Origin of the sequence: Caballeronia mineralivorans PML1(12) (assembly GCF_001028175.1) — a bacterium.
In the GTDB taxonomy this organism is placed as follows: Bacteria; Pseudomonadota; Gammaproteobacteria; order Burkholderiales; family Burkholderiaceae; genus Caballeronia; species Caballeronia mineralivorans.
The window spans coordinates 1-21975 of the sequence record NZ_AEJF01000229.1; the positions used below are offsets into that span (position 1 = coordinate 1).

Here is a 21975-nt window from a genome sequence, read left to right on the forward strand (position 1 = left end):
GGTCGCTGCCGGCGTCACGGCCGTCGCCGCGCTCGTGCCCACATCCATCTGGTTCCAGACGAGGGCGACCACACCCACGAAACCGATCACAAGCCCTGCTACGCGCAGCCCGGTCAAGCGATCCTTCAGCCACAGGAACGCGACGATAGCGCCCCACAGAGGCGTGGTGGCATTGATCACCGACGTCACGCCCGCGGACAGTGTGAGTTCGGCATACGCAAACAGGCAGAACGGCGCGGCCGAGTTCAGGATGCCCACAACGAAAAGTGGCCACGCATGCGTGCGCAGCGTATGAAAAGCATCGCGGGCGGACCTGCGCGTGATCAGCACGATCAGCAGGAACAACGCGCCGATGCCAACGCGCAACGCCATCAATGGCGCAACGCCAAAGTCGGTTACGCCGACGCGGATAAAAAGGAACGAGCCTCCCCACAGGGCGGCGAGGATGAGCAACTGGACGATGTTTATAGGATTCATTTTTGTGGGCGTCGAGCGCAGTGGAGTCGCGACGTGAAGCCATCGTAAGGGCGCAGCAGGGCTGGATGGTTCACGCTGGCGTGAAATGAAGACGTCATATGGCTATACGTATACGGCTGGATACGGCTGCCATCGTAGGCGTGCACCTTACACCGGCCAAACGAACATTTCTCACCGTTATGTGAGAAATATTACGATCGGGAAGCGTGGCAAGGGAATTGGCGCTGGTATGTACCGCGTCCTCAGGGTTATCTCTAGTATCTCGAAAATCTTCAAAATTTGTATGATGACCATATCACCCAACAAATCAGAGACTGCATGTTCGATAAAATTCCTGCGCAGGCTTTGAGCGACACGGTCGCGCAGCAGATTCAATTGCAGATCGAAAAGGGCAGCTTCGTGAAAACCGGCAAGCTGCCGACCGAAGCTGTGCTCGCCCAGGAGTTTGGCGTGAGCCGCACGGTGATCCGCGAGGCCATATCGCGGCTGAAGAATGAAGGCATGGTCGAGCCGCGCCAGGGCAGCGGCGTGTTTATTGTCGAGCGCGCGGGTATCAGGCCGCTGCGTATCGACTACGCGCAAGCCGTCGAGCCCGGCGCGGTCGTGCAGATCCTTGCGTTGCGGCGGGCGATCGAAGCGGAAGTTGCGTCGGAAGCGGCGATGCGCCGGACCGACGAGCAGATGGATGTGATCGAAGCGAAGCTGGCGCAGATCGATGTCGCCGCCGCGCAAGGTGAGGACGGCGTGACCGAGGATGTCGAGTTTCATCGTGCGATTGCCAGTGCAACCGGCAATCCGTATTTCCTGACCACGCTTGCCTTTCTGAACCAGTATCTCGAGGCCGGCACGCTCGTTACGCGCCGCAACGAAGCGCTGCGGGAGGACTTTTCGCGGCAGGTCCGCGAGGAGCACGCCCGGATCGTAGCTGCCATTCGCGCCCGCGATCCCATGGCTGCGCGCAACGCCGCGCAGACCCACTTATACAACGCCGCTCGCCGCCTCGCGGAAGCGGGCATTTGCTGATCAGTCAATTCGAAGGATAACGAAATGTCCAGAAACGTCGGAGTAGTCGGCTTGGGTGCAATGGGCTTGGGCGTCGCGCGTTCGTTGTTGCGCGCGGGCTTCAAGGTTCATGCCTGCGACGTGCGGTCCCAGGTGCTCGAAGCGTTCGCGGCCGAGGGCGGTATTGCGTGCGCGACGCCGGCCGAGTTGGGCAGCCAGTGCGAGGTCGTGGTGACCGTTGTCGTCAATGCGGCGCAAACGGAAACCGTGCTGTTTGGTTCCGACACTCAACCCGGCGCCGTCTCCACGATGAAACCCGGCAGTGTCGTGCTGGCCTGCGCGACGGTGTCGCCTGCCTTTGCGGTCGAACTGGGCAAACGCCTGGAAGCGGCTCGGCTGCATATGCTCGATGCGCCCCTGTCCGGCGGTGCGGCGCGCGCCGCGTCCGGCGAAATGACGATGATGACGTCCGGTCCCGCATCGGCGTACGCGGCCTGCGAGGATGTGCTCGAGGCGATCGCGGGCAAGGTTTATCGGCTGGGCGAGGCTCATGGCGCGGGCTCGAAGGTGAAGATCATCAACCAGCTGCTCGCGGGCGTGCATATCGCAGCGGCGGCCGAGGCAATGGCGCTTGGCCTGCGCGAAGGCGTGGACCCGGAGGCGCTCTATGAGGTCATCACGCACAGCGCGGGCAACTCGTGGATGTTCGAGAACCGCGTGCCGCACATTCTCGCAGGGGACTACACGCCGCTGTCAGCCGTCGATATCTTCGTGAAGGATCTCGGCCTTGTACTCGATACGGCACGCACGTCGAAGTTTCCGCTGCCGTTGTCGGCGGCGGCGCACCAGATGTTCATGATGGCGTCGACGGCCGGACATGGCGGCGAAGACGACTCCGCTGTGATCAAGATTTTCCCGGGTATCGAAGTGCCGAAGGGAGCCAAATGATGACGAAGGCCTTGCTAGGCTGCATCGCCGATGACTTCACCGGCGCGACCGATCTCGCCAACATGCTCGTGCGCGGCGGGATGCGCGCGGTGCAGAGCATTGGCGTGCCGGCATCGGATACGAAGATTGAAGCGGACGCGCTGATCGTCGCGTTGAAATCGCGCACCATTCCCGCAGCGGAAGCGGTTGCGCAATCGCTCGCCGCGCTTGAATGGTTGCGCGCGCAAGGCTGCCGGCAGTTCCTGTTCAAGTATTGCTCGACCTTCGATTCCACCGATAAAGGCAACATTGGCCTGGTCGCCGATGCACTGCTCGACGCGCTCGGCGACAACTTCACCATTGCCTGTCCCGCGTTTCCCGAGAACGGCCGCACGATTTTTCGCGGCAACCTGTTTGTGGGAGATGTGCTGCTGAACGAGTCGGGTATGCAGAACCATCCGCTCACGCCGATGACCGATCCGAACCTCGTGCGTGTGCTGCAGCGGCAGACGAAATCGAAGGTCGGGTTGATCGCTTACGACGTGATCGCCAAGGGTGCGCAAGCCGTGCATGACAAGATTACCTCGCTCCGCAACGATGGCGTACGTTTAGCCATCGCGGATGCAGTCTCGGACGCCGATCTCTATGTGCTGGGCGAGGCGTGCTCGGATCTCAAGCTGATCACGGGCGGCTCGGGCATTGCGCTTGGCTTGCCGAATAACTTCCGCGCAGCGAACCTGTTGACCGAAGCCGGCCACGCGTCGGACCTGCCGAAGATCGACGGTAAATCGGTCGTGCTGGCGGGCAGCGCATCGAAGGCGACCAACGAACAGGTCGCGCAATGGCGGGCGACGAGACCGAGCTTTCGCATCGATCCGCTCGCGTTGTCGCGCAGCGAGCCCGTGGTCGAACAGGCCGTTGAATTCGCGTCGAAACATGCCGGTGAACCCGTGCTGATCTACGCCACGTCCACGCCGGACGAAGTCAAGGCCGTGCAGAAGGAACTGGGCGTTGAGAGAGCGGGGCATCTGGTCGAACAGGCGTTAGCATTGATTGCAAGCAGGCTTCGCGATGCGGGCGTGCGCAAGTTCGTGGTTGCGGGCGGCGAGACCTCGGGCGCGGTCGTTCAGGCGCTTGGCGTGAAGTCGCTGCGCATCGGCGCGCAGATCGATCCGGGGGTGCCGGCGACGCAGTCTATCGGCGAAGAACCGCTTGCGCTGGCATTGAAGTCGGGCAATTTCGGCACGAAGGATTTTTTCGTGAAGGCGCTGAAGTCTCTCGACGGAGCCGCTTGATCATGACGACCATCGAAAGCCGCATCCGGGAAGAAATCTGCGAGACCGGCGCGAGTCTTTACGAACGGCGTTATACCGTCGGCACCGCTGGGAACATCAGTGCACGGCTCGACGACGGCTGGCTCATCACGCCGACCGATGCCTGCCTCGGACGCCTCGATCCAGCGGACATTGCCAAAGTCGATACCGAGGGTAATCACGTGTCCGGCGGCAAGCCGTCGAAGACGCTGGCGCTGCATCGCAAGATCTATGAGAACAATAGCGAGACGCGCGGCGTCGTCCATACGCATTCCACGCATCTGGTCGCGTTGACGCTTGCCGGTGTCTGGCGTCGCGACGACGTGCTGCCGCCAATCACGCCGTACTACGTGATGAAGGTAGGCCATGTGCCGTTGATTGCTTATCGGCGTCCGGGTGACCCTGTAGTCGCGGAACAAGTTGCGGCGCTTGCATCGAAGGTGCGCGCCGTATTGCTCGAAAGGCTCGGACCGGTCGTCTGGGAAAAATCGGTCAGCCACGCGTCGTATGCGCTGGAAGAGCTCGAGGAAACGGCTCGGCTCTGGCTCCTCGCGCGCTCGACCAACGAACCGCTTCCAGAACCGCTCGAGGAAGCGGACATCGAGGATTTGCGCAAGACCTTCAACGTGCGCTGGTAGCGCCTTGCCTGGTCGAATCACCAACACGAAACTGCCTCCCGGAGACAAGCATGACCCCTGACCAAGCGGTGCCTGGCGGCTCGCGCACGCCTGTAGCATCTGGCTACGAAATCGAAGAACTCACTCGCACCTATTCGAAGGTGTTCTGGCGCATCGTGCCGTTCCTCATGCTGTGTTATGTGGTGGCGTATCTGGATCGTGTGAACGTTGGTTTTGCGAAGCTGCAGATGTCGCAGGATCTGGGTTTCAGCGAGACCGTATTCGGCCTCGGGGCGGGCGTGTTTTTCTTCGGATACTTTTTATTCGAACTGCCAAGCAATATCCTGATGCACAAGATCGGCGCGCGGATATGGATCGCGCGGATCATGATCACCTGGGGCATTCTCTCGGCACTCTTCGTGTTCGTGAAGACACCGACGCAGTTCTACATTCTCCGTTTCCTGCTCGGTCTGGCCGAAGCGGGTTTCTATCCGGGCGTGATCCTGTACCTGACCTATTGGTTTCCATCGCATCGGCGGGCGAAGATTGTCGCCGTGTTCATGTCGGCTATTCCGGTGGCCGGGATCTTTGGTAATCCGCTGTCTGGCTGGATCATGCAGACCTTCTCGGACAGCAAGCACTTCGAAGGCTGGCAGTGGATGTTTCTGATTGAAGCGGTCCCGGCGCTGCTGATTGGCATCGCGACTATTCTTTATCTCGACAACAACATCCGCAGCGCGAAGTGGCTTAGCGAACGCGAAAAGCGCCTGCTGGAAGATGAAATCAGCGCGCAGCCACAGCATGCTGGCGACAGGACGAAACATTCGCTGCGCGCGCTTTTCGCCGATAGCCGCATGTGGTGGATGTCGCTCATCTACTTCGCGTTCGTCACCGGGCAATACGGTCTCACGTTCTGGATGCCGACCTTCATCAAGTCAACGGGTGTGAGCGGAGCATTCAATATCGGTTTGCTGAGCGCCATTCCGTTTCTTGTCGCGATCGTCGTGATGAACGTACTGGGACACAGCGCGGACAAACGCCGTGAGCGCCGCTGGCACCTGATCGTGCCCGCGCTTGGAGCGGCGGTCGGCTTCTCGGTGGCGGCATCGTTCGCGGGTAGTACGGCGGTATCGATCGTGGCGCTCTCGGTGGCCGCGGCTGGCGTACTGACCTGCGCGCCCTTGTTCTGGTCGCTGCCGACTGCCTTCATGTCGGGCGCCGCGGCGGCCGCCGGGATTGCGGTCATCAATTCGATCGGCAATCTGGCGGGCTTTGCGAGCCCCTACATGATCGGTTACCTGAAGGACCTGACGCACAGCACGGCGACGGGCATGTACGTGCTCGCCGGCATGCTGGTGATCGGCGCAATCGCCACGTGGCTCGTGCCGGCCAAGCTCGTGAATCGCTGAACTCATTCAAGGAGTCGATGTTATGCCCCGTTTTGCCGCCAATCTCACGATGATGTACACCGAACACGCGTTCCTCGACCGCTTTGGCGCTGCAGCGAAGGACGGTTTCAAAGGCGTGGAGTTCCTGTTCCCGTATGACTTTGCCGCAACCGATATCAAGGCTCGGCTCGACGAACACAGCCTCACGCAGGCCTTGTTCAATGCTCCGCCGGGCGACTGGGCGGCGGGTGAACGCGGGATCGCGTCGCTGCCGGGACGCGAGGAAGAGTTCGCGCGTGCGCTCGATAAAGCGTTGGAATACACCGCCGTGCTCGGCAACAAGACCTTGCATGTGATGGCCGGTCTCATCACGCCGGAACAGTCGCGCGAAAAACATCGTGCGGTCTATCTTAAGAACCTGGAACGGGCGGCGAGCGCTGCACGTGCAGCCGGTATTACGATCGTGATCGAACCGATCAATACGCGCGACATCCCCGGCTTTTTCCTCAACCGCCAGGACGACGCGCAGGCGATCTGCGAGGAGATTGGCGCAACGAACCTGCAGGTGCAATTCGATTGTTACCACTGCCAGATCGTGGAGGGCGATCTCGCAGTCAAGCTCAAGCGCGACATGAAACGCCCACATGCGGGCATCGGCCATATCCAGATCGCGGGCGTGCCGGAGCGGCATGAACCGGACCTGGGCGAACTGAATTATCCGTATTTGTTCGACCTCATCGATTCGCTCGGCTACGAGGGCTGGATCGGCTGCGAATACAGGCCGAAAGCAGCAACATCCGACGGACTCGGCTGGATTAAACCTTATCTGCAACGTGCGTGAGGGCACCATGAAAATTCTTATTACCGGCGGTGCCGGTTTTCTCGGACAACGGCTGGCACGCCGTCTTCTCGAGCGCGGCAATTTGATGGGCAAGCCGATCACAGGGCTCACGCTGCTAGACGTCGTGCGTCCGCCGGATCTTGGTGACGAGCGCGTGCGAGCCGAGACCGGCGACATCGCGGACCGCAGTGTGCTGGAACGGTGCGTTGGTGCTGACACGCAGGCTATCTTTCATCTTGCCGCGATCGTGAGCGGTCAGGCGGAAGCGGATTTCGACCTTGGCATGCGTATCAATCTCGATGCATCGCGGCTGCTGCTCGATGTGTGCCGCTCGCTCGGACACGCGCCGCGGGTGCTGTTCACGAGCTCGGTCGCGGTGTATGGCGGCACGCTGCCAGACGTGGTTCGCGACGATACGGCGCTGAACCCGAAGTCATCGTATGGAACGCAGAAAGCGATCGCTGAATTGCTGCTATGCGATTACTCGCGACGCGGTTTCGTCGATGGCCGCGTGCTGCGCTTGCCCACTATCAGCGTGCGCCCGGGGCGGCCTAATGCGGCGGCGTCATCGTTTGCCAGCGGCATCATTCGCGAGCCGCTGAATGGCGAGCGCGCAGTGTGTCCGGTGAGCGGCGATGTTCGCTTGTGGCTGTTGTCGCCGCAAAAGGCGATCGAGTCGCTGATCGCTGGTTGCGAACTCGAGCAGGAGGCGCTCGGCACATGGCCGGTGGTCAACATGCCGGGACTCTCGGTCAGCGTGGCGGAAATGGTCGATGCATTGAAAGAAGTGGCGGGGGAAGAGGTCGCTTCGCTGATCGACTGGCAACCGGACCTGAAGATCGAAAAGATCGTGGGAAGCTGGCCGGGTGCCTGGGAGACGTCGCGAGCCGAGAAGCTGGGACTGGCGGCCGATCGTAATTTCAGCGACGTCATTCGGGCTTTCATCGCAGAAAGCAAAGCTGCTTGAACGATCGAGGGGGGCGTCTCGTTTGGCGCAGACGCTGGACGAGACTCTTGCCCGCTAAAGCTCCAGCCGATACCCCACGCCGTACACTGAAACAATCGGCTCGCTGTCCGGGCGCACGACCTGGAGCTTGCGGCGTAGATTCTTGATGTGACTGTCGATGGTTCGATCCGTCACCACGCGATGGTCATCGTAAAGCTGGTTGAGCAGGTAATCACGCGGGAAGATCCGGCCCGGCGATTTCATCAGCAACGCCAGCATGCGCAGCTCGACCGGCGTGAGCTTCAGTTCCTCGCCGTCGAGCCGCGCGCTATGGAATTGCTGGTCCACTTCAAGGCCCGTTGCAACCGGTGCAGCGGCCACAGCCGGGGGGGCCGCGCGGCGCAGAATGGCCTTCACCCGGGCGACCACCTCGCGCGGACTGAACGGTTTGCAGACGTAGTCATCGGCGCCAATTTCAAGTCCACGCAGGCGATCCGCTTCATCCACGCGCGCGGTCAGGATGATCACCGGAAGGGTCGAAAACTGCCGCAGTTCACGGCAGATATCCACGCCATTGCGTCCCGGCAACATCAGGTCGAGCAGCATCAGCGAGGGTGGGGTGGTGCGAATGAATGGGATCACCTCAGCGCCGTCGCTGATCGACGTTGTTTCGAATCCCTCGACATGCAGATAGTCCGCCATCACCGCCGCCAGCTTCGGTTCATCCTCGACGATCAGGATTCGAACGCCGCGTCGCTCGGTACTCATGAAACGCCTCCTTCCGGTTCAAAATGTGCCGTTATCCAGACGCCGCCCAACGGCGACGGCCGCGCCATCGTGGTCCCGCCGTGCGCCGTCACGATCGCCCGGCACAACGCGAGACCGAGGCCGGCGCCACCGCTCTGGCGGCTGCGCGATTCATCGACGCGATACAGGCGCTCGAACAGATGCGGCAGCGCTTCGGCGGGCACGCCCGGCAGCGAATCCTGAACATCGAGTTGCCAGCCGCGGGGGCCGACCGACACCGAGACGCACACGCTTCCGCCCGGATCGGTATAACGCAGCGAATTGAGCAGCAGGTTTTTAAGCAACTGCACAAAGCGGGCGGGATCGACCTGGAAGGTCAGGCCGGACGTGCCATCCGCAGGGGACTCGCTGGACGCCTCCGGCAGCGTCAGGCTCAGCGCAATCTGCTTGGCCCTGAACGATTCCCGCATCGACTCGACCGACGCGCGGACAAGCTGGCCGACGTCAGCCGGCACTTTCCGGTAGCTCAACGCACCGACATCGCTCAACGATAACTCGTAGAGGTCCTCGATCAATTTGTTCAGCATCGCGACCTCGTTTTGCAGCGAGGCCAGGGAATGGCGATCGAACGCATGCACACCGTCTTCGATCGCTTCCAGTTCGCCGCGCAACACCGCCAGCGGGGTGCGCAACTCGTGCGAAATATCCGCGATGAAGTCCCGGCGCGAGCGCTCCGCGCGTTGCAGCGAATCGGCGAGCACATTGAAATCGCCCGCGAGCCGGTCCAGTTCGTCACGACGCCCGGCCGCGACCCGCGTGGTGTAGTCGCCGCCCGCAAGCCGGTGGGTCGCGATCATCAGCCGCTTGACCGGCGCCAGCACGATGCGCGCGAGCAACATGGCGACCAGCGCGGCCAGGATGACGGCCACGCCGGCGATCTCCCAGGTCGCGCGCGCCTGCTGGGCCTGGAAGGCGATATCGGCGGCATCGGAGAGCGTATTAGGCGCATTGGCGGCGACCCAGCCGACCACCTTGCCGTTGTAGACCACCGGCTTGAGCATCGCGTCGGGCGGTGGTTCGGAGTCCGTCGTAGCGACCAGATCATGGTTGGCGTCGAAGAGCGTGGCGGGCTGACGGTCGCCGCGTCCTCCCCGTGCCATCGGCGGCATGTGCGGCGGCGGACGGTCATAGGGCGGTTCGTCGAGGACAACGCTCCTGTCGACCCGGTCGTGGCTCGCCACCACGCCGGAGTCGGCGAACGCCGGGGCGGGCAGGCGCATTCCCCAGTGCGGACCTTCCTCCTTGCCCGACAGGGGGCCAAGCAGTTGCTGCACGCTGGCGCTGCCCGGAAAGGTGCGCCAACTGGGCAGCTTGTTCGTCTGCGCCTCGACCATTTCCTGCCGCAGCGCCTGGTCATGCGCGGCGTCGAGCAGCGCAACCCATTCTTCGGGATGCTGACGCAGGAAGTTCCAGCTGCCGTGAGCGGCGTATTCGGCCGTCACCTTCGCCATGACGGCGTTCAGACGCCCGGCGTCGCGCGCACGGACGTAATGCAGGAAACCGTTCTCGAAGCTCAGGCGCAGCGCATATCCCATCGTCAGGGAAATGGCGAGGCAGGCAATCAGCACCGCCAGAAACATTTTCCACGTAATGCCGAAACGAAACTTCCCGGCCCCCGCCCGCGAGCGGTTTCCGATCACTTTGAGACAGTTGCGCGAACCGGGGCCCTGCAGGTCGCCGGATGGTTCGGCCGGCGTTTTTGGGGCCGCTTCACCGGCTGCTCCGCCTAGGGGTGCGCCGAGTAGTTCGCTATGGGTTTCGCTGTGCATTCGCGGATTCTAGTGGAAACAGGGGGGTGTTTTACGTTTCCGCGACGTTCCCGCGCAACCTCCACGATTTCTCCTTCTTTTGTTCATCGTCAGTGCGAGATGCCTGACTACTATTTGATCCTGCCAATGGCGTCATTCCACCTACGCCACTTATCTGCCAACTTATCCGCCGATTTTGGAGAGAACACACATGCAAACCGCTTCGAGCGTTCAGCGCACCCCATCGAAGGTCTTCGGGCGCGGCGCGGTATCGCCCCGGAACAACGATACGCGGCCAGCGGCTGATGCGCCCGAGGCCGCGTCAGCGACCGGTGCGCACCGGGTCATCAAGCTGCGTGGCGCGCGCGTCTCGGACACGTTGCCGCGGGCCTGGGGCGAGTGCTGCCGGATTGTCGAATGGGTCAATCGCGAGGGGCAGTATTCGTGTCTCGCGGTGCCGGGCGACGCGTCGGAAGAAGAGATTCGTCATCGCATGCGCTCGCACAGGAATGGCCCGCAGCATCTCGTGACGGACGATCGGGAGTTGCCCGCTCGTGTCGTATTACCCCGCGTATAGCGGCAAAGCGATGGTTGGGCACGCTCGTTGAAATTCAGAAAATCCTTCAGGAAGTCGTCCAGGAAACACAGATGAAAACACGCATCTTTTTTGTCGAGGCCAATCCGGCGGTCCACGGGAAGCTGCGCGATGTCCTCGAAAGCCGCTACAAGGATGTCCATACGCTTGGCAGCGGTTACGCGTTGATCAGGCGCATGGAACAGGACGTCCCCGCGCTGATCGTGCTGCGCGACGGCTTACCCGACATGAGAGCCTCGGCGGTGCTGCAGGCGCTGCACCAGGCCGGCCACGACACGCCGGTTATCGTGATCGGAGACACGATGAGCACGCTGGGCTCGGTAGATTTGATCGTGTGCCTCGAACTGGGTGCCGACGACTACGTGAGAATGCCTTGTCACCCGCGTGAGTTGCTGTCGCGTGTCGAGAACGTGCTGCGTCGCGTGCCGCACAAAGCGCCTGCGCTTGCCGGTGCCCTGGGGCAGTGCGACATCGGCCAATTTGTCCTCGATTTCCACACCCGCCGGCTGACGCGCAACGGCGTGCCTGTCGCCATGCATTCGAGCATGTTCGCGTTGCTGTGCCTGTTCGCGGAACATCCGCTGGAGGTGCTGTCCCGGCGGGTTATTGCCGACAGGTTGCGAGGTGCCGGCGAAGGGCACTGCGACCGTTCGCTGGACGTGCTTGTCTGCCGGCTGCGGCGGATTGTTGAATCGGACCCGTCGAGGCCTCGTCTGATTCAGACCATCAGGGGGCGGGGTTATGTCTTTACCCCAGCTGGGTTGGGTGCCGCTCCGATTGAATTCGACGACGAGCCGCGTGTTATGCCACCGGAAGCCGCTTGGCAGCGGGCCACTGCCGTCAGGAGCTACGCGTAGCGGGCGGGGTTGGTGCTGGGTTGCTGCTTTCGACCTTAGCGGTCTGCGTGAGTTAGTTGATCTCTTGATCACTATTAGCCACTTTGCGTGGCGGCACGTCATTTTTGCAAACACGCAAAGAAACGAAGCAAAGAAACGCGTTTCCAACCGTCGGCAAGTTAGTGTCCCTAGCGTGCAGGCTAGAAGTTTCTGGCACCTGATAGCACGGTGCTCGCCAGATTGACGGATGTTTGAAGCCCGACCTCCGAACACGGATACCCACACGCTTCGCCACCAGTGACTGAACCTGCCACAGGTTCACCCCACGCTATCCGCGTACAACCGCCCACGAAAATAGGCACGCAGTCCACGTAGCCAACCCACCACGAAATGAGGCAACCAGCGCACGTCAGGCCGTCATGGTCTAGGGGCTTTGGACAAAGAAATGACGGGCGGCCACGCACAGTGGCTAACAGTGATAAAAAATACAGCTAACTCACGCAGACCACTAAGGCCGAAAGCACCAACCCGGCATTGACCCAGCCCCACGACCGCAAGAACCCCAAACCAAACCCCGAGTGCGAACGAACACCCCGCGAACGAGCTAACCTGCCTGCCGGGTCAGCCGCGCAAACGCCGTCAGGACCCGGTTGCAGGTCAGCGTGTGCCGCCAGAACCGCTCTTTCAGGTACGCGGTGGGCACCCACTGCCACGGCAGCACCACATCGACGAGACCCCACGCGGGCCGCCACCGCTCCGCCACCCGGCGACGCCGGAACAGGCTGATGCTCGGAATGCCGAGATTCGATGCCAGATGCCCGATGCCCGAGTCGTTGCCGATGAACCACCCCGATTCGTACACCCAGCAGGCCAGCTCGTGCAGGTTCGCGAAATGGGGCGCGGGGATATCGAACTTCTCCAGGTCGCGCCAGCGTTCGCGCTCGTGCGGCGCGATCACGAACTGCACGTCATAACCGCGCTTGCGCAAGCGCTGGGCCAGCCTGACGAACCGATGCGAGAACCAACGTTTGTCCTCGGTGCTGGCCTCGGGATGGATCATGACGCGCTTGGCGTTTCTCCGATGCTGGAGGCTCGCAGGCGCTGTAATCCCGTTATCCAGCACCGGTGCAGTGAGTGCCAGATCATCACGGCAGAAATCGGCGAAACGCTGCGCCATGCAGCCTGGACGGTCGCCGAACTCCACGTCGTGCAACGTCAGTACGTGCGGATGGACATCGACAAGATCGACCAGCGGCTGGTTCCATTGCATCTGGAAGAGCGTGTCATAAGGGGCAAACGCGGCTCCGATGTTTTCCTGCGGAAGCGGAAAGATAGCCACGCTGGGAAACCATTGCCGCAGCGCATGCGCCGGGGTGCCGTAGACGGTGACGTCGAAACCGTGGTCGATCAGGTTCCTAACGATCACCATGGAAACCAGCGTGTCGCCTATCGCGTTGGAGGCGACGAAAGCCACCCGGCCGACTGGGGCGCGAGGAGCGGGTGAAGTGTGAGTATTCATGCGTTGGCAGTGAGTGCGCGTAGCCGGTCGAACGCATCCGCCACCTTGTTGACCGACAACATGTATTTCCAGTAACGCTCCTTGAGCCGCCCAGTCGGCAGAAACGCGCTGCCGATCAGCACCTGACCTACCCCCCAGCCCGGGCGCCATGTGCGGGCCGTGCCGCGGCGCATGAAGAGCGAGAGCGTGGGGATCTGAAGGCTCGATGCAAGATGGCCGATGCCCGAATCGTTGCCGATGAACCAGCCGCATTCATACAGCCACGCGGCAACCTGGTCGAGCGGGCCCAGATCCGCGAGCGTGAGCCCCAGGCGCTCAATATGCGTCCAATGCTCGCGCTCTTCCGGCGCAACAACGAATTGCGGGTCAAAACCGCTGTCGCGCAGCTTGATCGCCAGGCTGATAAAACGGGACGGCAGCCAGCATTTGTCGGTTGTGCTCGCCATGGGATGGATCGCGACGCGCAGTGGGCGGTGCCGGTGCTGCAGGCCGGGCAGGGGCGTGATGCCATTGCCTTTGTCGACCTGGGCGAGGCGCAATTCGTCGCGGCAGAAGCGGGTCAGGCGTTCCGCCATGGAATCCGTCGAATTGGCGCTGCAAAGATGGGCGAGGATGAGGACTTTCGGATGCAGCCTTTCAAGATTGATGAACGGCTTGTTGGCGTGAAGTTGAATGACCGTGTCGAAGCGGGCGAGTTTTGCCGCGCAGTCGTCCAGTCGCAATTCGGGTTCGATGTCGATGCCGGGAAACCAGCTACGCATGTTATTGATCTGTTGGCCGAACACCGTGACCGCAATACCGTTCAGTCGAAGGTTGCGTGCCACAGTCATCATCAACAGCGAGTCGCCGAGCGCTGAAGACAGGATCAATGCCACGCTGGAAAGTGGCTGGGTTGCGTGCGGCATATATGCCTCCGGCGACGCGCTCCGCTGTCGGGGGAGTGCATTCCGCTCAAGTTGTATCCCTGAGCCGGAGGGAGTCTAAGATCACGCTCCATTACTTGGGTTACGGCATAACTTACCAATACTTAAGAGCACCATATTCTGAGGCAAAAAAATACCGATGTCGCGAGAATTTTTTATGATGGAGGGCCATCGAGTCTGGCGCTGATTAAGTGGGTGCGGTTTCAGGCCCGGCTGGCGTTACCGACCCCGAGGCGTACTTTAACAAAGTGCCCCGACCACGGGGCGCTCATGAGCGATTCCAGCGGCTGCAAATGCCGGTCGCTGGTTACATGCTGGTTACATAAATATAGTGCGGGGCCGCTGGCCTCGGGGACGAAAGCGAGGCGTGTCGGTGTGGCGATGGGCAGGGTGAAAGGTGCCCCACAATGACACCATCGGCACGGGGCTGTGTCGCGGGATGCGCTATCTGCGAGGAACCGGTAGCTCAAGAAATAGCCGCAGCCGGCTGAGTCCACGCGACCAGTTGCTGCAATGCTTCGTCCACGTTCAGATCGGATGTGTCGAGTGTCGCGTTTGTTAGCTGATAGAGACTCTCGCGCGCATCGAGCATCCTGTGGATGTGTTCCAGCGCCTCGCGCTGCAACGCCGACGTGGCGATCCGCGCGTCGTTTTGCGCCATCACGCGCGCGAAATGGACCTCCGGCCGCGCCTTCAGCCAGACGGTGAAAAACGTGCGCAGCAGGAGCTCGTAAGTCGCGGCCTCAGCAACGATGCTGCCCCCAGGCGCGAGCACCACGCGCGGATGGGTATCGATGATCCGTTCAATACATCGCCGCTCCAGCCGGCGCATGCCGGTCTGCCCATAGAGCGTAATCACTTCCCCGATCGCGATGCCCGCTTCCTGCTCAATCAGCTTGTCCAGCTCGACGAAGGGTGCATCGAGCTGTGCCGCAAGCAACGCACCGAGCGTCGATTTGCCGGCGCCGCGCAAGCCGATCAACGCAATGCGGTCGCCATGACCCATGCCCGAAAACCCCGGCGTCGAGATCAACTGTTGCCGCAGCCGCGCCAGCGTGGCGGGTGACTGCTGCTTCAGGAACTGCACGAGCATGGTGAGGTCGGCGTTCTGCGCGGCGGCATCGGAGAGGAAATCCTGCATGGGCACGTTGAGCGCCACGGACAGCTTGTGCAGCAGCGCCACCGACACGTTTCCTTCTCCGCCTTCCACACGCGCCAGATAAGGCACCGATACGCCCGACTGTTCGGCGAGCTGCTTGCGTGTCATGCCGCGCTGCGCCCTCAGGATGCGTACGCGCCGCGCCAGATGGCCGAGCAGGGTGTCCTGCGCGGACTTCGTGGTCGGCAATGGCGAAGCGTCACGGGTCTTGGTCGCCATATCGGTTCTGGAAGGGAAAGCCGCATTTTACGCGAGCGTCGCGCTGTTTTCGGGGTCGATGCGGGCGCAGTCATGCGCTGGATGGCCTTGGGTCTGCGTCATGAATAAGTATATTAAAAGATATATATCCGTGTATACGGTGATAGATGATCATCCATTTACGGATCAACGAGCACAAAATTTAGGGGTTTACGCCGAATTCTCACTTTTCGATTGCTCATGAAAAAATATCTTATAAGATATGTTCATCGAACAACCCTGGTGAATGAATGGCACACGAACTCCTCAACGTGCGAATCGACGGCGCGATAGCGCATGTCGAGTTGCATCGTCCCGAGAAGCGCAACGCGCTCAACAACGCGCTGATCGAGGCGCTCCATGCCGCTTTTGCAAGCTTCGGCGATGAGGTCAGGGCAATCACCCTGTCGGCGTCGGGCGCGCACTTCTGCGCCGGCCTCGATCTCGCGGAGAACAGTGTGCGCAGCTCCATCGAGGTACTACGCACATCGCAGCGCTGGCATCAGGTGTTTCAACGCATCCAGTTTTCGGACAAGCCGGTCATCGCCGTCATGCAGGGTGGGGTGATCGGCGGCGGGCTGGAACTCGCGCTTGCCGCGCATGTGCGCATCGCCGAAGTGGACGCGTTTTTCCAGTTGCCGGAAGCGCAGCGCGGGATTTTCGTGGGCGGCGGCGCGTCGGTGCGTCTTGCCCGCGTGATCGGCGCGGATCGCATGACCGAAATGATGCTGACAGGCCGCAAATATTCCGCCGCCGATGGGCATCGTCTGGGTCTCGCGCATTACCTCGCCGAGCCGGGTGGCGGGCGGCAGATGGCAGCAGAACTCGTCGCGCAGGTGGCAGCGAATGCGCGGTTATCGAACTGGGCCGCAATCAATGCGGTGGCGCGGATTCAGGACATGTCAATGAGCGAGGGTTTGTTCACCGAGTCGCTGACCGCCGCGTTGACGCAAAGCAGTCAGGATGCGCCCGAAGGGATGAAGGCGTTCCTGAACGGCGGCCGTTCGCCGGAGAGGGGGCAGGGATGAGTACCGAGACTGGTATCAAGCGCGTTGCGGTTGTTGGCACCGGCGTGATTGGGGCGAGTTGGGCCGCCTATTTTCTCGCGCAGGGCCTTCAGGTCAGCGCCACCGATCCGGCTCCGGGTGCGCGCGAACGGCTCACCGAAGCAGTCTTGCGGCATTGGCCGACACTGGTTGAAAGCGGGCTTGAAACGGGCGCGTCGTTCGACAATCTTAGCTTCCACGACACGCTCGAAGCCGCGCTCGAAGGTGCCCAGTTCGTGCAGGAAAACGGTCCTGAGCGCGCCGATCTGAAGCTCGCGTTGTTCGCGCGCATGGATGCAGCGCTCGACCAGAACGTCGTCATTGCATCGAGTTCTTCCGGCTTGTTGATGAGCGATGTACAGGCGGCGTGCCGCCATCCCGAGCGTGTGGTGCTCGGACATCCGTTCAATCCGCCGCATCTGATTCCGCTGGTTGAAGTGATCGGCGGGAGGCGGACATCGGCAGAAACGATCCAGCGGACGCTCGATTTTTATCGTGCCATCGGCAAGCGGCCGATCAATCCGAAGAAGGAAGTCAAAGGTCATATTGCGAACCGGCTGCAGGCCGCGTTATGGCGCGAGGCGTTCCATCTGGTGGCGATTGGAGCCGCGAGCGTGAGCGACATAGACGATGCCATCGCCTACGGTCCCGGCTTGCGCTGGGCTGTCATGGGGCCGTTTGCAAACCTGCATTTGTCGGGCGGCGAGGGTGGCATGCGGCATTTGCTCGACCACCTTGGCGGACCGATCGAAAGCTGGTGGGGTGACCTGGGCATGCCGGTGCTGACGCCGGAACTCAAGCAGAAAGTAGTCGACGGTATCGACACCGAACTGGCGAACCGAAGCGACACACAGATCACAACCGAGCGCGACGAACTGATCCTCGCGATGCTGCGCGCGAAGGCGGCGGCAGCGTCGATCCCGTGACTTGGCTGCATTGGAAATCAAAAACATTCGACGGAGACAAACATGAGCAAACCCAAAGTCATAGTGACCATTGCGCCAACGGGTGGCATGGCCAGCAAGAAGCAGAATCCCAGCCTGCCTACGCAGCCCGATGAAATTGCACGTGATGTCTACGACTGCTATAACGCCGGCGCGAGCGTGGTCGCCGTGCATGCACGACGACCCGACGATGGCGCGACTTGCAACGCGGATATCTATCGCGACATCAACACGCGGATTCGCGCGAAGTGCGACATCGTGATCAACAACTCGACCGGCGGTGGCGTGCACGGCGACATGATCGCGCAGGCGCCGAACGGGTACTGGGAAATCCTGTGGGAAGAGCGCCTGAAGGGCATGGATGCCGGCGCGGAAATGTGCACGCTCGACGCGACCACGATCATCGCGACATTCGGCGATAAGGAGTTGCTCATGCACACGTCGCCGGAACGGTCGAAGCATCTCGCCATCGAGATGAAAAAGCGCGGCATCAAACCGGAGTGGGAAGTCTTCAGTCCGACGCATATCGTGCAGGACGTCGCCGCACTGACAGCCGCGGGTTTCGACGACGAACCGTTCTTCATCAACCTGGTACTCGGCGTTCATCGCAACTTTCAGAACGCGATGCCTTATACGCCACGCGTGTTGCAGTCCATGGTCGATCTCTTGCCCAAAGGCAGCATCTTTTGCGTAAGCGGGATCGGTCCGGCACAACTGCCGTCGGCGATGAACTCGCTGTTGCTCGGCGGGCATGTACGCGTTGGGCTCGAAGACAACCTGTACTACGGCCCCGGTGAACTCGCGACCAATCTGCAACTGACCGAACGCATCGTCAGGCTCGTGCGCGAGATGGGCTACGAGCCGGCCACGCCAACTGAAGCGCGTGAAATCATGGGACTGCCGCGCAAGAACGGTCCGAGCCCCGACTTCGCGATGCGCTGAGCCCGACCGCCCCACAACAATAAAGCAGGAGACAAACGATGTCACAGTCACGCCGAAAGCTAGCGTTGGCCTATGGCGGTACGGGTCGCGCGCTGGTCGTTGTCAGAGGTGGCCAATGGGTCCTGAACTGAGCGCTCCGATTTGCAGGTTGCGCGAAGGGCTCGCGCAACCCGATATCGCGCGGGAAACGAGGCCCGATGGCAGTTTCGTGCTGCGTTCGCGTACGCCGCTCGCGCCGTTCCGGCGCAGCGTGATCGACTGGCTTGTGCATTGGGCCATGCTCACGCCCGATGTGCCGTTCCTCGCAGAACGGGTTCGCCGGCAAGGTGAAAGCGCAAGCTGGCGCGTGGTGACCTATGCCGATGCGCTGCGCCAAACGCGCTCGATCGGTCAGGCGCTGCTCGACTTGACGGTCGCTCCCGAGCGGCCGGTGACCGTACTCTCCGACAACAGCATCAATCATGCATTGATGACACTCGCGGCCATGCTCGTCGGACGGCCGAGCGCGACGGTGTCGTCGGCTTATGCGCGGGTGGCGAAGGACATGACGAAGCTGCACGGCATCTTGAGGCAACTCGATCCGGCGCTAGTTTACGTCGAAGACGGCGATGCTTACGGCCATGCGCTCGCCGCTGCACCGCTCGATTGTCCGATCGTCGCGACCATTGCGCCGAAGGCTGGATGGCTGCCATTCGATGCGTTGCTGTCAACCGCTGCAAGCTCTGACGTCGATGCGGCTTATGCGCGGATCGCGCCTGACGATATCGCGAAGCTGCTGCTGACATCGGGTTCGACGGGCAGGCCGAAGCTTGTCATCAACACGCACGGGATGCTGAGCGCGAACCAGCAAATGATCGCGCAGTGCTGGCCTTTCGTCGATGGCGCAGCGCCGGTCGTGGTCGACTGGCTGCCGTGGAGCCATACCTTCGGCGCCAATCACAACTTCAATCTGGTGCTGCGCAATGGCGGCACGCTGCATGTAGACGATGGACGTCCGGTGCCGGGTCTCATCGAACGCACGGTCGAGAACCTGCGCGACGTGGCGCCTACGCTGCATTTCAACGTCCCGCGCGGCTTCGATGCGCTCGCGCCGTTTCTCGAAGCCAACGACTTGTTCGCCGCACGATTTTTCGAGCGCCTGCAGATGTTGTTTTATGCAGCGGCGAGCCTGCCGCCCGCGCTGCGCGATCGTTTCGAGCGAGTGGCCGTGCGCCATCGCGAAGCACCGGTTTTCTTCGCATCGGCATGGGGTTCCACGGAGACTTCGCCGGTCGTCACGAGCGTCCATTTCCATCATGACGTGGCCGGCAACATCGGCGTCCCGACGCCCGGCAATGAGCTCAAGTTCGTGCCTTGCGCCGGCAAACTCGACATGCGGGTGCGCGGTCCGTCGGTGTTTCCCGGCTATCTGAACGATCCGGCGGCGACGGCAGCCGCCTTCGACGAAGAGGGTTTCTATCGCATCGGCGACGCCGGCAAGCTCTGCGATCCAGAGGATCCCAATGCCGGTGTGGTGTTCGACGGACGCATTGCAGAGGACTTCAAGCTGTCGAGCGGCACATGGGTATCGGTGGGCACGCTTCGACTGAAAGCCGTTGGCACACTCGCGCCTTTCGCCCTGGACGTGGTGGTCGCGGGTCATGACCGCGATGAAATCGGCCTGCTGATTTTCCCGACACAGGCGTTGCGCGCGCTTGCGGCCGACCTCCCTCTATTGGAAAGCACGGGGGAGCAATTAGGTCGTCATCCAGCCGTTCGCGAGACCGTGCTCGAAGGCCTGCGTCGCATGGCACGCGATAGCGGCACATCGCAACGCGCCGCACGGGCTGTGATCCTTTCCGGCGCGCCTTCGCTCGAGGCGGGTGAGATTACAGACAAGGGTTACGTCAACCAGCGAGCTGTGTTGACCCTGCGCGCAGACGAAGTGCAACGGCTTTTCTCCCACGCGGACTCGGTGATCGTCATCGAGTAACGCGAACCGAAGCACGCAAAGAAGGAGGTCAAGAAACCGATCGCATCCATCGCGATAGCCGGAGCCACATCCGGCGTCGCAAGGGGACGGCTTGTCCACGTTTTACACACAACAGGCCTGCGTGACGTCGTAAGGACGTGATTACTACCGCGTAGGGAGGGCGCGATCGGGCAATGAAAAAGGATGCCCGTGTCGCGCCCTGTTCTACCTATGTCATCGCATGCGATGCTTGAAATAGATCGTTGAACAAACATTTCTTCAGCATGTTCAAACAGCCGGCAGGGCGTTGCCGGCGCGTTTCGACGCAGGTCCGGGAAAACCTTCGCAGAAACCGGTTGATTGGCTAGCGTTACGAACTATATTTAAGAGAATAAAGAACACGGTCATGCAGGCGAAACGTTTAACTGCGGCTTACTCACTGTTTAACCACGTGTTTAACCGCGGTTTAAATATCGGCCTAATGCAGACCGGAAAGGCGAGCGAATAGACAGACCAAAGCGGCATCGATCGATCGCCGTGCTTGATCTATTCGCGCAAGGCGGGTCCCCGCCACGGCCGGCAACAGACACGTTGCAATCCGCGGGGGTGTCACAAAATCGCCAGCAGGCGAGGAGGTTCCGCCATGGATCCGGAAAGCGCCATTCCGTATGGCCGCAAAACTCAGCACGCCCCTGCACTGAAGGAAGTACACATCCTGTGGATTACCGCGGGCCTCGGTTGCGACGGCGATTCAGTATCTATTACCGCCGCTACGCAGCCCAGCATTGAAGACGTGCTGCTCGGCGCAATCCCTGGACTGCCGAAGGTGCATCTGCACAACCCGGTGCTGGCGTATGAAAACGGCGCGGAGTTCATGGCCCCGTTTCATGCTGCGGCGCGGGGTGAGATGGACAACTTCGTGCTCGTCATGGAAGGCTCGATTCCGAACGAAAAAATTAATCGCGAAGGGTACTGGGCCGCCATGGGAACGGATCCCGACACGCACGAACCCATCACGATTCCGCAGTGGCTCGATCGCCTCGCGCCCAAGGCGCTGGCCGTCGTCGGCGCAGGTACGTGCGCGACTTACGGCGGCATTCATGCGATGGAAGGCAATCCCACGGGTTGCATGGGCCTGGCGGACTATCTCGGCTGGGACTGGAAATCGAAAGCGGGCTTGCCTATCGTCAACGTTCCCGGTTGTCCGGTGCAGCCGGACAATTTTTATGGAGACGCTGCTGTACCTGCTTTATCAACTTGCAGGTCTCGCGCCCATGATTCCGCTCGATGCCGCGCTACGTCCGAAGTGGCTGTTTACGCGTACCGTGCACGATGGCTGCGACCGCGCGGGCTCCTATGAGCAGGCGCTGTTCGCGACGGAATATGGGAGTCCGAACTGTATTGTCAAGCTGGGATGCTGGGGACCGGTGGTCAACTGCAACGTGCCGAAGCGCGGCTGGATCAACGGCGTTGGAGGCTGTCCGAACGTGGGCGGAATCTGCATCGGCTGCACGATGCCGGGGTTCCCGGACAAGTTCATGCCGTTCATGGACCAGCCACCCGGCGCGGTCCTGTCATCGAATCTCATCAAGTCTTATGGCGGGCTGATTCGAAGTTTGCGCAAGCTCACCAATACGACCATCAACGATGAACCTAAATGGCGGCATAACCGTCCTGAGCTGACGACTGGCTATCGTCGCTGAACGGCTGCGCGGAACACATGGAAACCGCCGCTGGATGAAGGGTAATGAACCTAA

21 protein-coding genes are annotated in these 21975 nt (G+C 61.4%); 15 read left to right on the forward strand and 6 right to left on the reverse strand.

The annotated features are described in order from the left end of the window. Positions 1-477: DMT family transporter (locus EOS_RS37245; RefSeq protein WP_047897303.1), on the reverse strand; the 477-nt coding region annotated here is incomplete at its 3' end. Between the two features lie 318 nt (positions 478-795). Here EOS_RS37245 and EOS_RS37250 point away from each other — a divergent pair. Genes EOS_RS37250 through denD form a run of 7 tightly spaced genes read left to right on the forward strand, consistent with a single transcriptional unit; the run spans position 796 to position 7532 of the window. Further along, positions 796-1500 (forward strand): FadR/GntR family transcriptional regulator, encoded by a 705-nt coding sequence (locus tag EOS_RS37250; RefSeq protein ID WP_047897231.1) that lies wholly within the window; start codon positions 796-798, stop codon positions 1498-1500. Positions 1501-1524: 24 nt separating this feature from the next. Beyond that, the gene (gene ltnD / locus EOS_RS37255) at positions 1525-2427 is read left to right on the forward strand and encodes an L-threonate dehydrogenase (RefSeq protein ID WP_047897232.1); all 903 of its coding nucleotides are present in this window, start codon (positions 1525-1527) and stop codon (positions 2425-2427) included. Next, positions 2427-3701: a 3-oxo-tetronate kinase gene (otnK, locus tag EOS_RS37260; RefSeq protein WP_047897233.1), complete on the forward strand. Its 1275-nt coding sequence runs from the start codon at positions 2427-2429 to the stop codon at positions 3699-3701. Before ltnD ends, otnK begins: the two co-directional genes overlap by 1 nt. A gap of 2 nt (positions 3702-3703) precedes the next feature. Next, the gene (gene otnC / locus EOS_RS37265; protein ID WP_047897234.1) at positions 3704-4357 is read left to right on the forward strand and encodes a 3-oxo-tetronate 4-phosphate decarboxylase; all 654 of its coding nucleotides are present in this window, start codon (positions 3704-3706) and stop codon (positions 4355-4357) included. 50 nt (positions 4358-4407) lie between these two features. Next, entirely contained in the window at positions 4408-5745 is a 1338-nt protein-coding gene (locus EOS_RS37270; protein ID WP_047897235.1) for an MFS transporter, read from the forward strand. Positions 5746-5767: 22 nt separating this feature from the next. After that, the gene (otnI, locus tag EOS_RS37275; protein WP_047897236.1) at positions 5768-6565 is read left to right on the forward strand and encodes a 2-oxo-tetronate isomerase; all 798 of its coding nucleotides are present in this window, start codon (positions 5768-5770) and stop codon (positions 6563-6565) included. 7 nt (positions 6566-6572) lie between these two features. Then, positions 6573-7532 (forward strand): D-erythronate dehydrogenase, encoded by a 960-nt coding sequence (denD, locus tag EOS_RS37280; RefSeq protein WP_047897237.1) that lies wholly within the window; start codon positions 6573-6575, stop codon positions 7530-7532. 54 nt (positions 7533-7586) lie between these two features. On the opposite strand, the gene EOS_RS37285 is transcribed toward denD, so the two are convergent. After that, positions 7587-8279 (reverse strand): response regulator, encoded by a 693-nt coding sequence (locus EOS_RS37285; RefSeq protein ID WP_047897238.1) that lies wholly within the window; start codon positions 8277-8279, stop codon positions 7587-7589. Next, complete coding sequence (locus EOS_RS37290; protein ID WP_235443089.1) at positions 8276-10087, reverse strand: ATP-binding protein; 1812 nt, start codon at positions 10085-10087, stop codon at positions 8276-8278. Before EOS_RS37290 ends, EOS_RS37285 begins: the two co-directional genes overlap by 4 nt. Positions 10088-10277: 190 nt before the next feature. Between EOS_RS37290 and EOS_RS46720 the strand changes: the two genes are divergently transcribed. Next, on the forward strand, positions 10278-10643 hold the full coding sequence (locus EOS_RS46720) for a DUF2866 domain-containing protein (RefSeq protein ID WP_063177470.1): 366 nt from the start codon (positions 10278-10280) through the stop codon (positions 10641-10643). A 71-nt stretch (positions 10644-10714) separates the two neighbouring features. Beyond that, a complete protein-coding gene (locus EOS_RS37300) occupies positions 10715-11518 on the forward strand; it encodes a winged helix-turn-helix domain-containing protein (protein ID WP_053064180.1) in 804 nt (267 codons plus the stop codon). 583 nt (positions 11519-12101) lie between these two features. Here EOS_RS37300 and EOS_RS37305 read toward each other — a convergent pair. The 3 genes from EOS_RS37305 to EOS_RS37315 all read right to left on the reverse strand — a co-directional run bounded on the left by EOS_RS37305 (position 12102) and on the right by EOS_RS37315 (position 15317). Then, the gene (locus EOS_RS37305) at positions 12102-13016 is read right to left on the reverse strand and encodes a glycosyltransferase family 9 protein (RefSeq protein ID WP_047897239.1); all 915 of its coding nucleotides are present in this window, start codon (positions 13014-13016) and stop codon (positions 12102-12104) included. After that, a complete protein-coding gene (locus EOS_RS37310; protein WP_047897240.1) occupies positions 13013-13921 on the reverse strand; it encodes a glycosyltransferase family 9 protein in 909 nt (302 codons plus the stop codon). The genes EOS_RS37305 and EOS_RS37310 overlap by 4 nt, the downstream gene beginning before the upstream one ends. A 484-nt stretch (positions 13922-14405) precedes the next feature. After that, positions 14406-15317, reverse strand: coding sequence for a helix-turn-helix transcriptional regulator (locus EOS_RS37315; RefSeq protein ID WP_047897241.1), 912 nt, complete (start codon positions 15315-15317; stop codon positions 14406-14408). Positions 15318-15586: 269 nt separating this feature from the next. Here EOS_RS37315 and EOS_RS37320 point away from each other — a divergent pair, with 269 nt between their 5' ends. The 6 genes from EOS_RS37320 to EOS_RS47820 all read left to right on the forward strand — a co-directional run bounded on the left by EOS_RS37320 (position 15587) and on the right by EOS_RS47820 (position 21921). Next, entirely contained in the window at positions 15587-16363 is a 777-nt protein-coding gene (locus EOS_RS37320; protein ID WP_047897242.1) for a crotonase/enoyl-CoA hydratase family protein, read from the forward strand. After that, positions 16360-17307: a 3-hydroxyacyl-CoA dehydrogenase NAD-binding domain-containing protein gene (locus EOS_RS37325; RefSeq protein WP_047897243.1), complete on the forward strand. Its 948-nt coding sequence runs from the start codon at positions 16360-16362 to the stop codon at positions 17305-17307. Before EOS_RS37320 ends, EOS_RS37325 begins: the two co-directional genes overlap by 4 nt. Positions 17308-17349: 42 nt before the next feature. Next, complete coding sequence (locus EOS_RS37330; protein WP_047897244.1) at positions 17350-18267, forward strand: BKACE family enzyme; 918 nt, start codon at positions 17350-17352, stop codon at positions 18265-18267. A 115-nt stretch (positions 18268-18382) separates the two neighbouring features. Next, positions 18383-20239 carry a feruloyl-CoA synthase gene (locus tag EOS_RS37335; protein WP_047897245.1) on the forward strand — a complete coding sequence of 619 codons (1857 nt, stop codon included), beginning with the start codon at positions 18383-18385 and terminating at the stop codon, positions 20237-20239. 622 nt (positions 20240-20861) lie between these two features. Beyond that, positions 20862-21578: an NADH-quinone oxidoreductase subunit B family protein gene (locus tag EOS_RS37340; protein ID WP_200908746.1), complete on the forward strand. Its 717-nt coding sequence runs from the start codon at positions 20862-20864 to the stop codon at positions 21576-21578. Further along, positions 21544-21921 (forward strand): hypothetical protein, encoded by a 378-nt coding sequence (locus EOS_RS47820; RefSeq protein ID WP_200908747.1) that lies wholly within the window; start codon positions 21544-21546, stop codon positions 21919-21921. The genes EOS_RS37340 and EOS_RS47820 overlap by 35 nt, the downstream gene beginning before the upstream one ends. Positions 21922-21975 lie beyond the last annotated feature (54 nt).